This window comes from Pseudomonas sp. Pme6b (assembly GCF_058129925.1).
On sequence record NZ_CM176704.1, the window covers coordinates 48,314 to 62,863 of the forward strand.

At 60.4% G+C, this 14,550-nt stretch carries 14 protein-coding genes; 4 read left to right on the forward strand and 10 right to left on the reverse strand.

What is annotated here, in order from left to right; translation table 11 throughout:
- Positions 1-55: 55 nt before the first annotated feature.
- Both prlC and AC4ANE_RS00240 read left to right on the forward strand, forming a co-directional pair.
- Positions 56-2,143: an oligopeptidase A gene (gene prlC, locus AC4ANE_RS00235; protein WP_170947382.1), complete on the forward strand. Its 2,088-nt coding sequence runs from the start codon at positions 56-58 to the stop codon at positions 2,141-2,143.
- Complete coding sequence (locus AC4ANE_RS00240; RefSeq protein WP_005732774.1) at positions 2,140-2,427, forward strand: YheV family putative zinc ribbon protein; 288 nt, start codon at positions 2,140-2,142, stop codon at positions 2,425-2,427. Before prlC ends, AC4ANE_RS00240 begins: the two co-directional genes overlap by 4 nt.
- 87 nt (positions 2,428-2,514) lie before the next feature.
- On the opposite strand, the gene AC4ANE_RS00245 is transcribed toward AC4ANE_RS00240, so the two are convergent.
- From AC4ANE_RS00245 to abc-f, 5 genes are all read right to left on the reverse strand, one after another.
- Positions 2,515-2,742, reverse strand: coding sequence for a hypothetical protein (locus AC4ANE_RS00245; protein ID WP_002551360.1), 228 nt, complete (start codon positions 2,740-2,742; stop codon positions 2,515-2,517).
- 214 nt (positions 2,743-2,956) lie between these two features.
- Complete coding sequence (locus AC4ANE_RS00250; protein WP_010210925.1) at positions 2,957-4,855, reverse strand: cytochrome c/FTR1 family iron permease; 1,899 nt, start codon at positions 4,853-4,855, stop codon at positions 2,957-2,959.
- Positions 4,856-5,016: 161 nt separating this feature from the next.
- Entirely contained in the window at positions 5,017-5,649 is a 633-nt protein-coding gene (locus AC4ANE_RS00255; RefSeq protein ID WP_002551362.1) for a LysE family transporter, read from the reverse strand.
- A 67-nt stretch (positions 5,650-5,716) separates the two neighbouring features.
- Entirely contained in the window at positions 5,717-6,310 is a 594-nt protein-coding gene (locus AC4ANE_RS00260; protein ID WP_002551363.1) for a mechanosensitive ion channel family protein, read from the reverse strand.
- A 16-nt stretch (positions 6,311-6,326) separates the two neighbouring features.
- The gene (gene abc-f / locus AC4ANE_RS00265) at positions 6,327-8,237 is read right to left on the reverse strand and encodes a ribosomal protection-like ABC-F family protein (RefSeq protein WP_031597441.1); all 1,911 of its coding nucleotides are present in this window, start codon (positions 8,235-8,237) and stop codon (positions 6,327-6,329) included.
- Positions 8,238-8,283: 46 nt separating this feature from the next.
- On the opposite strand from abc-f, the gene AC4ANE_RS00270 reads away from it, so the two are divergent.
- Positions 8,284-8,760: a TIGR02444 family protein gene (locus tag AC4ANE_RS00270; RefSeq protein ID WP_002551365.1), complete on the forward strand. Its 477-nt coding sequence runs from the start codon at positions 8,284-8,286 to the stop codon at positions 8,758-8,760.
- Here the strand turns inward: AC4ANE_RS00270 and AC4ANE_RS00275 are convergent.
- Positions 8,757-9,782 carry an AlgP family protein gene (locus AC4ANE_RS00275; RefSeq protein WP_031597442.1) on the reverse strand — a complete coding sequence of 342 codons (1,026 nt, stop codon included), beginning with the start codon at positions 9,780-9,782 and terminating at the stop codon, positions 8,757-8,759. The two genes, AC4ANE_RS00270 and AC4ANE_RS00275, sit on opposite strands and share 4 nt — an antisense overlap.
- A gap of 216 nt (positions 9,783-9,998) precedes the next feature.
- Between AC4ANE_RS00275 and AC4ANE_RS00280 the strand changes: the two genes are divergently transcribed.
- Positions 9,999-10,679, forward strand: a complete 681-nt coding sequence (locus tag AC4ANE_RS00280) for an FKBP-type peptidyl-prolyl cis-trans isomerase (protein WP_002551367.1) — start codon at positions 9,999-10,001, stop codon at positions 10,677-10,679.
- A gap of 79 nt (positions 10,680-10,758) precedes the next feature.
- Here the strand turns inward: AC4ANE_RS00280 and AC4ANE_RS00285 are convergent, their stop codons facing one another.
- From AC4ANE_RS00285 to AC4ANE_RS00300, 4 genes are all read right to left on the reverse strand, one after another.
- Complete coding sequence (locus AC4ANE_RS00285) at positions 10,759-11,232, reverse strand: Rsd/AlgQ family anti-sigma factor (RefSeq protein WP_002551368.1); 474 nt, start codon at positions 11,230-11,232, stop codon at positions 10,759-10,761.
- Positions 11,233-11,406: 174 nt separating this feature from the next.
- Complete coding sequence (locus AC4ANE_RS00290; protein WP_005732781.1) at positions 11,407-11,934, reverse strand: disulfide bond formation protein B; 528 nt, start codon at positions 11,932-11,934, stop codon at positions 11,407-11,409.
- Positions 11,935-12,150: 216 nt separating this feature from the next.
- Positions 12,151-13,395 (reverse strand): heme biosynthesis protein HemY, encoded by a 1,245-nt coding sequence (locus AC4ANE_RS00295; RefSeq protein ID WP_002551370.1) that lies wholly within the window; start codon positions 13,393-13,395, stop codon positions 12,151-12,153.
- On the reverse strand, positions 13,392-14,513 hold the full coding sequence (locus tag AC4ANE_RS00300) for a uroporphyrinogen-III C-methyltransferase (RefSeq protein WP_002551371.1): 1,122 nt from the start codon (positions 14,511-14,513) through the stop codon (positions 13,392-13,394). Before AC4ANE_RS00300 ends, AC4ANE_RS00295 begins: the two co-directional genes overlap by 4 nt.
- Between the last annotated feature and the right edge of the window lie 37 nt (positions 14,514-14,550).

Here is a 14,550-nt window from a genome sequence, read left to right on the forward strand (position 1 = left end):
TGATAGGCGTGCAGAGCGGGTTTGGTTGCTGCGGTCGGCGTCGATTGTAATTAAGATGGCTGGGTGTTTCTTCCAGCCAAGGTGCAAAACCGTGAGCGCGAACAACCCTCTTCTGCAATCGTACGACCTGCCACCCTTTTCGGCGATTCGTGCCGAACATGTCAAACCTGCTATTGAAAAAATCCTGGCGGACAACCGTGCCGCGATTGCCGACATCCTCGCCAAACAGGGGTCGACACCGACCTGGGCCGGGCTGGTCCTGACGATGGACGAATTGAATGACCGCCTGGGCGCTGCCTGGAGCCCGGTCAGCCACCTGAACGCCGTGTGCAACAGCGCCGAGCTGCGCGAAGCGTATGAGTCGTGCCTGCCGGCGTTGAGCGCCTACTCCACCGAGATGGGCCAGAATCGCGCACTGTTTCAGGCCTATGAAGCGCTGGCCAACGGTCCTGAAGCCGCCACCTTCGACGTCGGTCAGAAGACCATTCTGGAGCAATCGCTGCGCGATTTCCGCCTGTCCGGCATCGATCTGCCGCCTGAACAGCAGAAGCGTTACGCTGAAGTGCAGAGCAAACTGTCGGAGCTGGGCAGCCAGTTTTCCAACCAGTTGCTCGATGCCACTCAGGCCTGGACCAAGCTGGTCGCCGATGAGTCCGCCCTCGCCGGCCTGACCGATTCTGCCAAACAGCAGATGGCTGCCGCCGCCAAGGCCAAGGATCTGGAAGGCTACCTGATCACGCTGGAATTCCCGAGCTACTACGCGGTGATGACCTACGCCGAAGACCGCGCACTGCGTGAAGAAGTCTATGCGGCTTACTGCACTCGCGCGTCGGATCAAGGCCCGAATGCGGGCAAGAACGACAATACCCCTGTCATGGAGCAGATCCTCGACCTGCGTCAGGAACTGGCGCAACTGCTTGGCTACGCGAACTTTGCCGAGCTGAGCCTGGCAACCAAGATGGCCGAGTCCAGCGATCAGGTGCTGAGCTTCCTGCGTGACCTGGCCAAGCGCAGCAAGCCGTTCGCGGCCCAGGACCTGGAGCAGCTCAAGGCCTACGCCGCCGAACAGGGTTGCCCGGATCTGCAAAGCTGGGACAGCGGTTTCTACGGCGAGAAGCTGCGCGAACAGCGCTATAGCGTTTCCCAGGAAATCCTGCGTGCCTACTTCCCCATCGATAAAGTGCTCGGCGGTCTGTTCGCTATCGTCCAGCGTCTGTACGGCATCGAGATTGCCGAGCAAAAAGGCTTCGACACCTGGCACCCGGATGTTCGTCTGTTCGAGATCAAGGAAAACGGCCAGCACGTCGGGCGTTTCTTCTTCGATCTGTATGCGCGCGCCAACAAGCGTGGCGGTGCCTGGATGGACGGCGCTCGTGATCGCCGTCGCACGGCTGAAGGCACACTGCAAAGCCCGGTGGCCAATCTGGTGTGCAACTTCACGCCTGCGGTCGCGGGCAAGCCTGCGCTGCTGACCCACGATGAAGTCACCACGCTGTTCCACGAATTCGGTCATGGCCTGCATCATCTGCTGACCCGTATCGATCATGCCGGCGTATCCGGTATCAACGGCGTGGCCTGGGACGCAGTCGAGTTGCCGAGCCAGTTCATGGAAAACTGGTGCTGGGAGCCCGAAGGCCTGGCGCTGATCTCCGGTCATTACGAAACCGGCGAGCCATTGCCGCAGGACCTGCTGGAGAAAATGCTCGCCGCCAAGAACTTCCAGTCCGGCCTGATGATGGTGCGTCAGCTGGAGTTCTCGCTGTTCGACTTTGAATTGCACGCCACCCACGGCGACGGCCGCAGCGTGCTGGAGGTGCTGGAAGGCATTCGTGACGAGGTGTCGGTGATGCGTCCGCCTGCTTACAACCGTTTCCCGAACAGCTTCGCGCACATCTTCGCAGGTGGTTATGCCGCCGGTTATTACAGCTACAAGTGGGCCGAAGTGCTGTCTGCCGATGCGTTCTCGAAATTCGAGGAAGACGGTGTGCTCAACGCCGAAACCGGCCGCGCCTTCCGCGAAGCCATTCTGGCCCGTGGCGGTTCACAGGCACCGATGGTGCTGTTCGTCGACTTCCGCGGACGCGAGCCGTCGATTGACGCACTCTTGCGTCACAGTGGCTTGAGTGAGGACGCGGCAGCATGACCGATACACCGGTAATCATTACCAAGAAACGCTTCATCGCCGGGGCTGTTTGCCCGGCGTGCAGCGAGCCTGACAAGCTCATGATGTGGAGCGAAAACGACGTGCCGCACCGCGAATGCGTGGGTTGCGGCTACAGCGATACGCTCAACGAACAAGGTATTTCGATACCGAAGGAGCTGGGTACACGGGTCAACAAGGTGGTGGTCAAACCGGCAGACCCGAAGGTGCAGGGTGTGCAGTTTTTTCCGAATCCGAAGTTGAAGAAGCCGGTGGATCCTGAGTGACGTGATCGGTCGGGTCAAAATGAAAGGTTCGTTCGTCTGAACGAACCTTTTTTATAGCTCGCCGCCTCAGGTTATCAGCGACAGAAATTACCAATCGGCCAATTCAGCCACCTTCTTCCTGAAGGCTAGCGCCAGAACCGTCAGCACTTCCTCATCCCTGCCCAGCTCGCCGAAAATCTTGTGATTTCCGTGCGGGTGCAGCCTGACCCAGGCTTGTTCTTGCAGGTCGTCGTCCTCATAAAACTGGATGGCTATTACAGGATGGTTATGTTGCTCGATATCTTCAGCCCACAACCGTATCTCATACTTTGCCATCACCCACCTCGTTCTCAGGTAAATGCGCCATTACCCGGCAGCCGAGTTGGTGTTTCCCTACAGTAGGGCGCGACTAAAAATGCGTCTACTGACAGAAATGGCAGGTGGTTGTTTGTACAGGAAGTTAAAACACGCGAGTAACAGGCTGGAACGGTATCGACTCGTTCATGCAGGCAAGCGGCGCGCACCGCTTGCCCATGAAGAAGCCGATGTCTCAGCCTGCTGCCTGAAGCCTGCGTTTCTCTGCCAGACGGCTTCTGCCGTACAGCACCGCAATGGCGATCAGGGCAATGGCCTGTGCGCTCAGCGAGTACAGGTCGGCGTGGATACCCAGCCAGTCGAACTCGAAGAACGGCACGGGCCTGGTACCGAATATGCCCGCTTCCTGTAGCGCCTTGACGCCGTGACCGGCAAACACCACTGACAGCGCGCACAGCAGCGCAGCGTTGATACCGAAGAACAGCGACAGCGGCAGCTTCGCCGAACCGCGCAGGATGACCCATGCCAGGCCCACGAGCAGCACCAGCGCCGTGGCACCACCCGCCAGCACGGCATCGTGCCCGGCGGGTCCTGCCTGCAACCACAGGGTTTCATAGAACAGGATGACTTCGAACAGCTCGCGATACACCGAGAAGAACGCCAGCACCGCGAAGCCGAAACGACCACCGCCGCCGACCAGACTGCTTTTGACATAGTCCTGCCATGCGGCGGCATGACGACGGTCGTGCATCCACACACCAAGCCAGAGCACCATTACGCTGGCAAACAGCGCGGTGGCACCTTCCAGCAATTCACGCTGTGCGCCGCTGACGTCGATGACATACGCCGCCAGCGCCCAGGTGCCCAGCCCGGCCAGCAAAGCCAGACCCCAGCCGATGTTGACGCTGCGCACCGCAGACTGCTGGCCGGTATTGCGCAGAAACGCCAGAATCGCCGCCAGTACCAGAATCGCTTCCAGTCCTTCACGCAGCAGAATCAACAGGCCCGAAACGTAGCTCAGCGACAGGCTCAGACCATCGCTGCCCAACAGCCCCGCCGATTCCTTGAGCTTGCCTTTGGCCGCTTCCAGCTTTTGGGCAACCTGCGCCAGCGGCAGGCTGTCCTGCAAGGACTGTCGGTAAGCCATCAGGCTTTTTTCAGTGTCCTTGCGCACATTGGCGTCTACGTTATCCAGCGAGCTTTCGACCAGTTCGAAACCTTCCAGATACGCTGCCACCGACAAGTCATAGGCCTGCTCGCGATCACCGGCCTTGTAGGCAGCCAGGCTTTTGTCCAGCGTTACACTGGTGTAATCCAGCAGTTGCGCCGGGCCGCGCTGCACCTGTGGCGGCTGCGCGCGCTGGACACGGAAGGTTGCGCTGGCATCCGCACCCTCGGCTGCCTGAACTTCGGCAGGTGTCTGACGAGCCAGGTCAGCGATGTTGAAGGTCTTGGCTGGGTTGGCAACCGGTTGTGCACTGAAACTGGCGATATAGGTCGCGATGTCCCAGCGCTGGCGGTCGTCCAGCTGGTCGGCAAATGCGGGCATATCGGTACCGGCGATGCCCAGCCCGGTCGCGTTGTAGAGATCATAAAGACTCAGGCGATCCAGCCGTGCCGTGTCACGCAGGTTCGAGGGAGGCGGTTCCAGGCCGATGCCTGCCGGGCCATCACCTGCGCCGCTATCGCCATGACAGACCGAGCAATGCTGAGCGTAAAGGGGCGCACCACGGGCCGGGTCCGGAGTAATGGCCGGGGCCTGGCTGACTTCGTAGGCAAGTGCGAGCTTCGCACTTAACTGCCGCGCCTGATGCGCAACCTGTACACCGTCCTGTCGACCCGCTACGGCGCTTTTCAGCTGCGTCACGGCCCGTTCCAGGTCAGCACGCTCTGCGCGTTGCGGCAGGGCCACGACGAGGCTTTGCAGCGCCGCCAGGTTGTCGACCTGCTGCTGATACTCGGCGCTATTCACGACCTTGCCATCCGCCACAGTGGCCGGATAGTCGGCACCCAGATAATCCAGCAGATGCAACGCCTGGGCTGCGCCCTCGACAGGATCAGCCAGCGTGACGCCGCTGCACAGCGCCAGTAGCGGTATCAGCAGCCAGGCAAGGAAACGAGAACGGAGGGGCATTGCAGAATCTCTACAGGAGTGCGATGCGGTGCATTGTTAACGCCGCAAGAGCACTACTCAAGAGTCGAGGTCTATTTTTGTTACTGAATCTTACATTCGGCTTTCAGATAACCTTTGAACAGGACGTTTGCCCGTTCAAAGGCTTGAAGAGGTTGGCAGATTTACGCCGTACCGCGATGCAGCGTGGCCAGAAACCCCGCGGCCCCTACGAACAGACTGGCAAACGTACGATTCAGGCGACGCTGCTGGCGAGGTGTCTTCAACATGCGCAGCACCTTCGACGCCAGCCCGGTGTAGCCGGCCATCACGATCAGATCGACCACGACCATGGTCGCCGCGATAATGGCGTACTGGATGAGCAGTGGAGCAGCCGGTTCGATGAATTGCGGCAAAATCGCCAGCATGAAGATCAGAGCCTTGGGGTTGCTGATATTGACCAGAAAACCGCGGATCACCAGCGTCATCGGTTTGCCGACAGGGCGCACGGCAGACTCGTCGCCAAGGTCAGCAGGCAATGCGCGCCATTGCTTGATGCCCAGATAGACCAGGTACGCCACGCCGAACCACTTGATCAACGTGAAGGCCATCTCGGAAGCTGCCAATACCGCGCCGAGCCCGGCAGCAACAATCGCGATCTGCGCCACCAACGCAATTTGCAGCCCCAGGGCATTCCAGTAGCCGCGCAGGAAACCGTATTGCAGGCCGCAGGACATGGAGGCGATAGCGCCTGCGCCAGGGGAAAGGCTGATAATCCAGCAGGCTGCAAAGAAGCCCAGCCACGTTTCAAGCGCCATCACACACCTCAAGCAAAGTCGAATGCCCGATAAATTAGTGGTTAACGCTTTGGAAGGCTAACTATTTTTAATCCTGCTCGTCAGGCTGCTTCGCAACCACCATCTGTGGAAACAGATCACTGCCGCGCCAGCGCCGGACCGACTTCTGGAAGAACTGGCTGTTGGGCACCTGAACCAACGCGCCACCGGCTTCCGGGGTCTCGATCAGGGTGGTGAACATCAGATTGATAGCGACCACGCGACCTTTTACCCCGGGCTTGTCCAGCGTATCGACCAGCTCGACCATGTCACCGATGCGGAACGGGCCGATGGTGAAGATCAAAATGGCGCAGAGCAGGTTCGACAGCACGCTCCACATGGCGAAGAACGCCACCGCCGCGACGGCTACAAAGCCGGACAGTGCCGTCCACAGCACCGTGGCCGAAACTCCGAGGCGGCCGAGGACGAGAACAAACGCGCTGCCCATGATCAACCAGCGCAAGCCGCCACGCACCGGCACCAGCAGCTCTGGCGGCAACGGATAACGCTCGCCCAGACCGGTCAGAAAACCGCCCACGATGCGTTGCAATACGTAACCGGCCAACAGGATCAGCAGAATCTGCGCACCCACCAGCAGCGGTTCAAGCCAGTACGCGGATACCGGCAGGCCCAACATGTCCATCACTTCCCTGCCTCGCTCACGACAATGCTTCCAGTTCGGCCTGCATGGACTCCAGCAGTTCCAGCGCTTGCATCCAGGCGTCTTCCAGCTCGGACTCACGCACTTTCAGCTTGGCCTGCTCGGCCAGCAGGTCGCGCAGTTTGTCCTTGTTGGCCGCCTCGTAGTTGGTGCTGTCCGCCAGCGCTTCCTCGACCTTGGCGAGTTTTTCATTCACCAGCCCAAGGTCACGCTCCAGCTTGTCGGCTTCACGCTTGTGTGGCGCCAGTTGCTGACGCAAGGCCGCTGCCTGCTGACGTTGGGCTTTCTTGTCAGTCTTGTCGGCGTTGACTGGCGTGGTGCTGACCGGCGCGTTGCGCAGGCGGTAATCGGCCAGCCAGCGCGTGTAGTCATCCAGATCGCCGTCGAACTCCTGTACGCGGCCGTCAGCCACCAGCAGGAAGTCATCGGTGGTGCTCTTGAGCAAGTGCCGATCGTGAGACACCACCAGTACCGCGCCACCGAACTCCTGCAAGGCCATGGTCAGCGCCAGACGCATCTCCAGATCGAGGTGGTTGGTCGGTTCATCGAGCAGCAACAGGTTGGGCTTTTCCCAGGCGATCAGTGCCAGCGCCAAGCGGGCTTTCTCGCCACCGGAGAAATTCAGCACGGGCTCATCCAGGCGCGCGCCACGGAAATCGAAGCCGCCGAGGAAGTCGCGCAGTGTCTGTTCACGTTCAGTAGGTGCCAGACGCTGCAAGTGCAGCAATGGCGTGGCCTTCGCATCCAGTGAGTCAAGCTGATGCTGGGCGAAGTAGCCGACGGTGAGGTTTTCACCTCGAACCAGTCGACCGCTCTGCGGCTCAAGCTCGCCAGCCAGATTTTTGATCAACGTCGACTTGCCCGCGCCGTTGGGGCCCAGCAGGCCGATGCGCGCGCCCGGCGTGAGTTGCAGCTTGACCTTCTCGAGGATGGTCTTGTCGCCGTAACCCAGACGCGCGTCTGACAGATCCAGCAACGGGCTGGAGATCTTGTCGGACTCGCGGAAAACGAAGTTGAACGGTGAGTCGACGTGCGCGGCCGACAGCTCTTCCATGCGCTCCAGCGCCTTGATCCGGCTTTGTGCCTGACGGGCCTTGGTAGCCTGGGCCTTGAAGCGCGCGATGTACTTTTCCATGTGCGCGCGTTGCGCCTGCTGCTTCTCGTAGGCCTGTTGCTGCTGGGCCAGACGTTCGGCACGAGCGCGCTCGAACGCGCTGTAGCCGCCACGATAGAGGGTGATCTTGCGTTGCTCGACGTGAGCGATGTGATCGACCACAGCGTCCAGAAAATCCCGGTCGTGAGAAATCAGCAGCAAGGTGCCGGGGTAGCTTTTGAGCCAGTCTTCAAGCCATAGAATGGCGTCGAGGTCCAAGTGGTTGGTCGGTTCGTCGAGCAGCAACAGGTCCGACGGGCACATCAGCGCCTGCGCGAGGTTCAGGCGCATACGCCAGCCGCCGGAGAAACTGCCGACCTGACGTTCCATCTGTTCGTTGGTGAAACCCAGCCCGGCCAGCAGCTTGCGCGCCCGCGCGTCTGCGGTATAACCGTCGGCGCTGTCGAGCTCCGAATGCAGACGCGCCTGAGCAGCGCCGTCCTGCGCGGCTTCCGCTTCGGCCAGCAGATGCTGAACCTCGCGCAGGCGCTCGTCGCCGTCGAGCACGTAGTCCACGCCCAGGCGCTCAAGGGTGTCGACCTCCTGACGCATATGCGCGATACGCCAGTCGGCGGGCAGCAGGCAGTCACCGGCGTCGGGCGTCAGCTCGCCACGCAGCAAGGCGAACAGGCTGGATTTACCGGCGCCATTGGCACCGATCAGGCCGGCTTTATGGCCGGCGTGCAGGGTCAGCTCGGCGTCTTCTAGCAGACGTTGCGGACCACGCTGTAAGGTAAGGCTTTGAAGTCGAATCATAATGGCGGCGGAGTCTACCAGCTTCGTCCTGAACAGGTGGATCACTATGCCTTCAGCGCTCTGGAGTTTCACCCTCGATTTCTACGCCCGTCCGGGTGTAGAGCAGGCTTGTCTGACGCTGCAAGCCAACGGGGCCAACGTGTGCATGGTGCTTTGCGGGGTCTGGCTCGGCACGCGCGAAGTGGCGTGCAATGCGCAGCGATTAACGCAAATAAGGCAATTGGCGACCCCCTGGCACGATGAAGTGGTGCGTCCGCTGCGGGATTTGCGTAACCAATGGCGCAATGCAGCGCTTGAGGACGCGGTGCTGATGACGTTGCGAATGAAGGTCAAGACGCTGGAGCTGGAGGCCGAACAGAGTCTGATGCTGAAGCTTGAGGCACTGACGGGAGACTGGCCAGCGGGTGAGGCGAGAAATGCAGAGGAATGGCTGATAGAGCTCGCTGACGGAGAGGCAGAAAAAAACCGCGATGCGCTGCAGGTGCTGCGCATCGCGGTTGATCTTGCCGTCGACCAGACTTAGGAAGCGCTGGTTGGCGTTGCGCCGTTGGCAGGTGTTGCCGGTGCGGCGGCTGGCGCAGCAGGTGCAGGCGTCGTCGGCTTTGCAGCGGCAGCAGGCGCTTGCGTAGCCGGTTTGGCGGCGGTCGGCTTCGCTGCTGGCTTGGCCGCAGGTTTTGCGACAGGCTTGGCTGCTGCTTTCACAGGTGCCTTGACTGGTGCTTTGGTCGCGGCCTTCGCGGGCGCTTTTACCGGGGCTTTGGCCGCTGGTTTGGCTACCGGAGTTTTTGCTGCTGCTGGTTTGGCAGCGCTGCTTGCCGTCGTTTTGGCGACAGGTGCCTTGGCCGCAGCCGCTTTGGCAGCCGGCCGGGTGGCGGCAGGTTTAGCCGTAACTGGCTTGGCGGCGGCTGTTTTTGCCGCGGCGGGCTTGGCTGCTGCCGCTGCCCGGGTGGCAGGTTTGGCGGCAGCTTTGACCGGGGCCTTGGTTGCCGCAGGTTTGGCTGCAGGCTTGGCGACCGACGAAGGTTTGGCTGCAGTTTTGGCGACTGGCTTGGCAGCGGCCGCTTTTACTGCGGTTTTTGCGGGTGCTTTTGCTGTAGCGGCAGTCGCTGCTTTGGCGGCGGCTTTAGGGGCAGCAGGCTTGGCATTGCGAGTGGTGAGGATCTTGCCGACCGCCTCTTTCACGCGACCGATACCCTGGGCCAGCTTCAGGCTCTCTTGGGCATCGCGCTTGAGGTGCAGAATGTAGGTGCGGGTTTCGGTCTGGCGATCCTTGAGAGCATCGAGCAACTCTTCCAGCTCGGAAACGGCGTCTTTGGCCTTGGCCTGTGCCTTGGATTTTCCGGCGGTGGCAGCGTCCTGCAGTTTGATGCGGGAGTTGTGCAGTTTTTCCTGCGCCTTGCCGCGTTGTTTCTCAAGCTTGGCGAGCAGTTTCTCGGCATCAGCCAAGGCTTGGGAACAGGCGTCTTCCAGATGTTCAAGCAAGCTGCCCGATAATTGTTGAAGCAAATGCAACGGAGTATTTACTGGCTTCTTTTTGGCCGACATGACTTACCTCCTGGGTGACGAAATTGCGGCTCATACTAGGCTTCTGCGCGCATCGCCGCTAGCGCATCTTGACAGCATCCAGGGGGCGCTGTTGCATACTGCAAAAAATGATTGCCTGACACGATGCACAGGCATTGTGAAATTCACTTGGCAAGACTCGTCACTACACGCGCTGGCGCTGGCATAATCGCTGCCTTCCCAGGCCGGAGAGCATTAATGTCGCGCTACCTGTTAACGTCGTTGTTCCTCTTGCTACCCCTGGCTCAAGCTGCCGAAGCACCACCTGCGGCGGCCGATGATGGTCATGATCTTGCCTACAGCCTGGGTGCAAGCCTGGGTGAACGCTTGCATCAGGAAGTGCCTGACCTTGATCTCAAGGCACTTGTCGACGGTCTGAAACAGGCTTATCAGGGCAAGCCGCTGGCGCTCAAGCAGGAGCGTATCGACCAGGTCCTGCGTGAGCATGACGCCGCAATCGCGCAGGCCGAGACCGCAGGCACAGACGCGCCTACCGAAGCAGCCCTGAAGGCAGAGCGCACGTTCATGGACAGCGAGAAGGCCAAGCCGGGTGTGAAGGTATTGGCGGACGGGATTCTCATGACCGAGCTGACACCTGGCACGGGCCCCAAACCTGATGCCAATGGCAGGGTTGAAGTGCGCTATGTGGGTCGTTTGCCGGACGGCACGATCTTCGATCAGAGCACCCAGCCGCAATGGTTCCGGCTCGACAGCGTGATCAGCGGCTGGACCAGCGCATTGCAGACGATGCCGACCGGCGCGAAATGGCGACTGGTGATTCCTTCGGATCAAGCCTACGGCGCTGAGGGTGCTGGCGACCTGATCGATCCGTTCACTCCGCTGGTATTTGAAATCGAGCTGATTGCCGTTTCACAGTAAGCGGATGTAAATCCGGAATCCAGAAACGCGAAAGGGTGCAAAAGCACCCTTGCGGTTTGTAGCCTATGCACGCGAGCGGTCACACCTGCGCGGCGATCTCTTCCTTGTGGGAGTTGTGCAGCACTTCAATCAGGCAGTCTTCCAGCTCGAAGCGCTCGTGCAGCAGTTGCCCCAGCTGGTTGAATTCCTTGGCCACCACCGTAGCGTCCGAGCAGTCGCCCTTGTCGCAACGATCATTGAACGTCAACGCAAACTTGGTAATGACGTCCAGGCGCGGGTAGATCGTGTCAGCCAGCTCGAGCCCACGCTCGTCGTTGAACGCACGGGCTTCATCACCCAGCTGTTCATAGACCTCAAAGTGGCCGGCCGAGACGTAATCGACAAGAACTCCACAGAAGTTCTGCAAGCCTTCACGGTCGGCTGCCAGAGCCTGGGGCGTGTCGCCCAGCGCATCGTAGGCTTCGACCAGTTCGAGGCGGCTTTGAAGCCAGCGATCAATCAGCTTATTGACTCCGCCCCAGCGTTCCTGAGCATTCTGACAACTTTCCAGCATGGTCTTCTCTCTTCCCTTCAGGGGCATGCAGTCCTGGGCCGGTCCTGGCGGTTAGCCTGTACCCGGCCTGATAGATGCGCCAGGACAGCATATTTCCAGTGACGCGTGCGGGCCAGATTATGCCCGCTCGACAAGGCCTTCAAGGTACGCAGGAGATAAAGTTCATACAAGCGTTTAATACCTGGCCCGATCTTTGGTCGCCAGCCAGTGGCTGAATTCGCTGAAAAGAGGATACAGGGGTAACAGCGCAAGGCCGGTAAATGCCAGCAGACTCCACTCTGGCAGGCTTATACCGAACAGGGTCCAGGTGATTTCTGCGCAAAACATTGCATCGCTTCGCAGCCGGTCAATGCACATGTCCAGTGAGAGCAGGCTTAACAGATGCTCCAGTCTGGTAATGAAAGGTATCAATTGATCTGCCGAGGCGGTTTGCAGCCATACCTGAGCGCCTGCCGTAACAAGCCCTGTCAGCGCGATCAGCAGAAAGCCCAGGCTGTAGCGCCGCATGCCTGTCGGGCCGGGAGCGTGGCAGGCAGCGCACAATGCCAACACACCGCAGGCGATGATTGCCGCGCGTTGTATCAGGCAAAGGACGCAAGGGTCGAGGCCGAAGGTTTGCTGCAGATAAAAGGCGGTGCCAATGATTGATGCACAGGCCAGCGATGCCAGGAAAAACAGGAAGCGTGTGCGAGCCAGATACATGGCAAATCCGTAACAAAGGACGAGGCGATTACGGTAGAGGAAAGGGTGCGGCGCATTCAAGGTGGCGGCGTGCGGATACGTCGCTGTTTACCTGCGAAAACAAACACACTACTACGTGGTTCTTTTACACATCGGCGTAGGAAGATTCTCACGCACTATTTTCTGATGGTCTTCGAGACAGCATGGAGAGCCCTCGCGCGGGGCTCTCCGGCAGCTTTATGCTTTGGTCAACACAGGCACAGGGCGCGACAGGAAGCGTTCGTCAAGCAGGCCCAGGCCTTCCTGAAACAGCGTATTGCTGCGATCCGTCTCACCCAGCTGGGCCAGCAGACGAGCCAGCTCTGCGCAGGTCTCGGGATTGCGTTCCAGACGCAGGCTGCTCTCCAGATAATCCCGCGCCTTGCCCCACAATCGGCCTTGCAGGCAGATACGCCCCAGGCTCAGCAACAGGCTTGGATCGGCAGGATGATGCTTGAGCCAGCCTTCTGCCGTTTGCAGTTGCTTCAGCGGATCGCCGCCGCGCACCAAGCCATACAGACGCGCCAGATGGCTGTTGTATTCGCGCTTGAGGGCGCTACGCAGCACCTCTTCAGCCTGAGCTTCGGCGCCCAGACGACGCAATTGATCGGCATACGCCAGCACCAGTTGCGGCTCCTGACGCTGTGCGGAGCCGAGTCCTTGCCAGGCGCTTTCCAGCGAAGGCAACCCGGTGGGTGAGCCTTCGATACCATCGCGGTAGGCCGCCAGGGTCAGGTTCTCGCCCCAGGCGCGGCGCTCCAGCTCGGCAAGCTCCTTGGCTGGCAGGACCTTGTCCTTGCGCAGTTCCGGCATCAGACGGACAACATCGGACCAGTCGCCACGTTGCTGATAGAGCCGCTGCAACTGGCGAAGCACTTGAGGGTTATGTGGATGACGCTCTTTCATTGCCAGCAGCGTGGTGAGCGCACCTTCGGTGTCGCCACGATCCTGTTGCAGTTGAGCGTGATTCAGGGCAATTGCCAGCTCGGCTTGCGGCTGACGCTCCAGCGCACGCTCCAGCAAGGCATCGCAGTCTTCGTAACGCCCCTGCTCATTGGCCGCGCGGGCGGCGCCAATGTAGTAAAGCAATGGATGGGCATCGGCTTCGGCCGCCCGTTGCAGATGACGTTGTGCACTGGCCCAGCGTCCTTCGGCAAGGTCCATCTGGCCATGCTCGATAGCCAGTTGCACACGGCGACGGCGGTTACGACGCGACCATGGGTTGACCACGCGGCCTGACGTCGTCAGCAGCGTGATGACCAGCCTGAGAAGGGCGATTACCAGCAGAACTGCGACCAGCAATGCCAGCGTTGCCCATAGACTCGATTCATAGCGGAAGTTCTGATAGGCGATCAGCACGTAGCCGGAATGCTCGGCGATGGCGACACCAATCAGCGCCGCAGCGGCGATAGCGATGAACAACAGCACATAAAAGCGCTTCATCGGCTGGTCCCCTGTTGCGCCTCGGCTGGCTGGCCCGCGGCATGACGGCGTTCAAGGTAGGCCTGCACCGAGCTCAGGCTCTGCGCCAGATCAGGGGTCTTGACCGATACGGGCTGTTTGGCCAGCGCCTCAAGCCCTTGGCCGAGCACTTTGCTTTGAGGGTCGTCCTGATCGAAGTTGGCCTTCAGAACGCTCTGCGCTTCGGTAATGGCCTTGGTGTAGACCTGCGGTTCGCCGTTGAGCGCCGCCCATTGCGCTTGCTCCAGCGCCAGGCTCAGGGCAAGGCGCACTTGGGAAAGGCTCTGGCCTGCCAATACCGGGCGTATATCCTTGTCGGCGTTGAAATCGATACGGAAATAGTGGGAAATTTCGTCCCACCACTGCGTCCACCGGCTTTGTTCAGTCTTGTCGGCGGTCAGGCCCAGAAGAGACTCGCCCTTGTCTTCGTATTCAGGTGCCAGCTTGTTGAGTTGCTCAGCCTGTTCGCGTAGGGCGGCCAGTTGCAGGAACAGTCCGGTGCGGTCTGGCTGCTCAACGCTGCGCAAGGCGGCAAGGCTCCTGGCCAGTTGCTCGCGGGCGGCAAAGGAGCCGGGATCGTCCTGCTCACGTAGAATTTCGTCGGCACCCTGAACCAGCGCCTGAGCACTGTTGATGTCCTGCAGCGCTGAAAGACGCAGGCTGGCCAGACGCAGCAAATGCTCGGCCTCGGCCAGGCGCCAGTCCTTGCGGCTCGCGCCCAGCACGGTTTCGAGTCGCTGGCTGAGACGCTGCTGATCGCCTTGCAATTGCGCGACCAGACGTCTGCTGTCTGCCAACTGATCGGCAGGCGGGAATTGCGCAAGGCGTGCGCTCAGCTGCTGATCATTCTGAGCCAGTACCAGCGTCTGCTCGGCGATGTCTTCAACCTGGCCGCGCTGCTGTTGGTGGCCGGCTTGCAGCATGCGCAGTTGCCAGACTCCCCAGCCTGCGACCGCGACACCAGCGATACCGAGCAGCAAGGCCAGGAATACCAAGCCACTGCTGCGGCTGCCGGTGCGCTCGGCACGTACTGGGTCAGGCTTGGGTGCAGGCGTTTTCAACACCGATTCTTCGTCTTTAGGCAAGGCTGTTTCGCTCACGTATCCCATCCTTTGCATTTTGGCGTAATAGCGTAAA

Bases quoted from the DNA above. Each gene is read 5' to 3' on its own strand.
- prlC (WP_170947382.1), top strand. From the start codon at position 56: ATGGCTGGGTGTTTCTTCCAGCCAAGGTGCAAAACCGTGAGCGCGAAC.
- abc-f (WP_031597441.1), bottom strand. From the start codon at position 8,237: ATGATTCGACTTCAAAGCCTTACCTTACAGCGTGGTCCGCAACGTCTG.
- AC4ANE_RS00245 (WP_002551360.1), bottom strand. From the start codon at position 2,742: ATGGCAAAGTATGAGATACGGTTGTGGGCTGAAGATATCGAGCAACAT.
- AC4ANE_RS00260 (WP_002551363.1), bottom strand. From the start codon at position 6,310: ATGGACATGTTGGGCCTGCCGGTATCCGCGTACTGGCTTGAACCGCTG.
- AC4ANE_RS00270 (WP_002551365.1), top strand. From the start codon at position 8,284: ATGCCTTCAGCGCTCTGGAGTTTCACCCTCGATTTCTACGCCCGTCCG.
- AC4ANE_RS00275 (WP_031597442.1), bottom strand. From the start codon at position 9,782: ATGTCGGCCAAAAAGAAGCCAGTAAATACTCCGTTGCATTTGCTTCAA.
- AC4ANE_RS00285 (WP_002551368.1), bottom strand. From the start codon at position 11,232: ATGCTGGAAAGTTGTCAGAATGCTCAGGAACGCTGGGGCGGAGTCAAT.
- AC4ANE_RS00240 (WP_005732774.1), top strand. From the start codon at position 2,140: ATGACCGATACACCGGTAATCATTACCAAGAAACGCTTCATCGCCGGG.
- AC4ANE_RS00290 (WP_005732781.1), bottom strand. From the start codon at position 11,934: ATGTATCTGGCTCGCACACGCTTCCTGTTTTTCCTGGCATCGCTGGCC.
- AC4ANE_RS00295 (WP_002551370.1), bottom strand. From the start codon at position 13,395: ATGAAGCGCTTTTATGTGCTGTTGTTCATCGCTATCGCCGCTGCGGCG.
- AC4ANE_RS00250 (WP_010210925.1), bottom strand. From the start codon at position 4,855: ATGCCCCTCCGTTCTCGTTTCCTTGCCTGGCTGCTGATACCGCTACTG.
- AC4ANE_RS00255 (WP_002551362.1), bottom strand. From the start codon at position 5,649: ATGGCGCTTGAAACGTGGCTGGGCTTCTTTGCAGCCTGCTGGATTATC.
- AC4ANE_RS00280 (WP_002551367.1), top strand. From the start codon at position 9,999: ATGTCGCGCTACCTGTTAACGTCGTTGTTCCTCTTGCTACCCCTGGCT.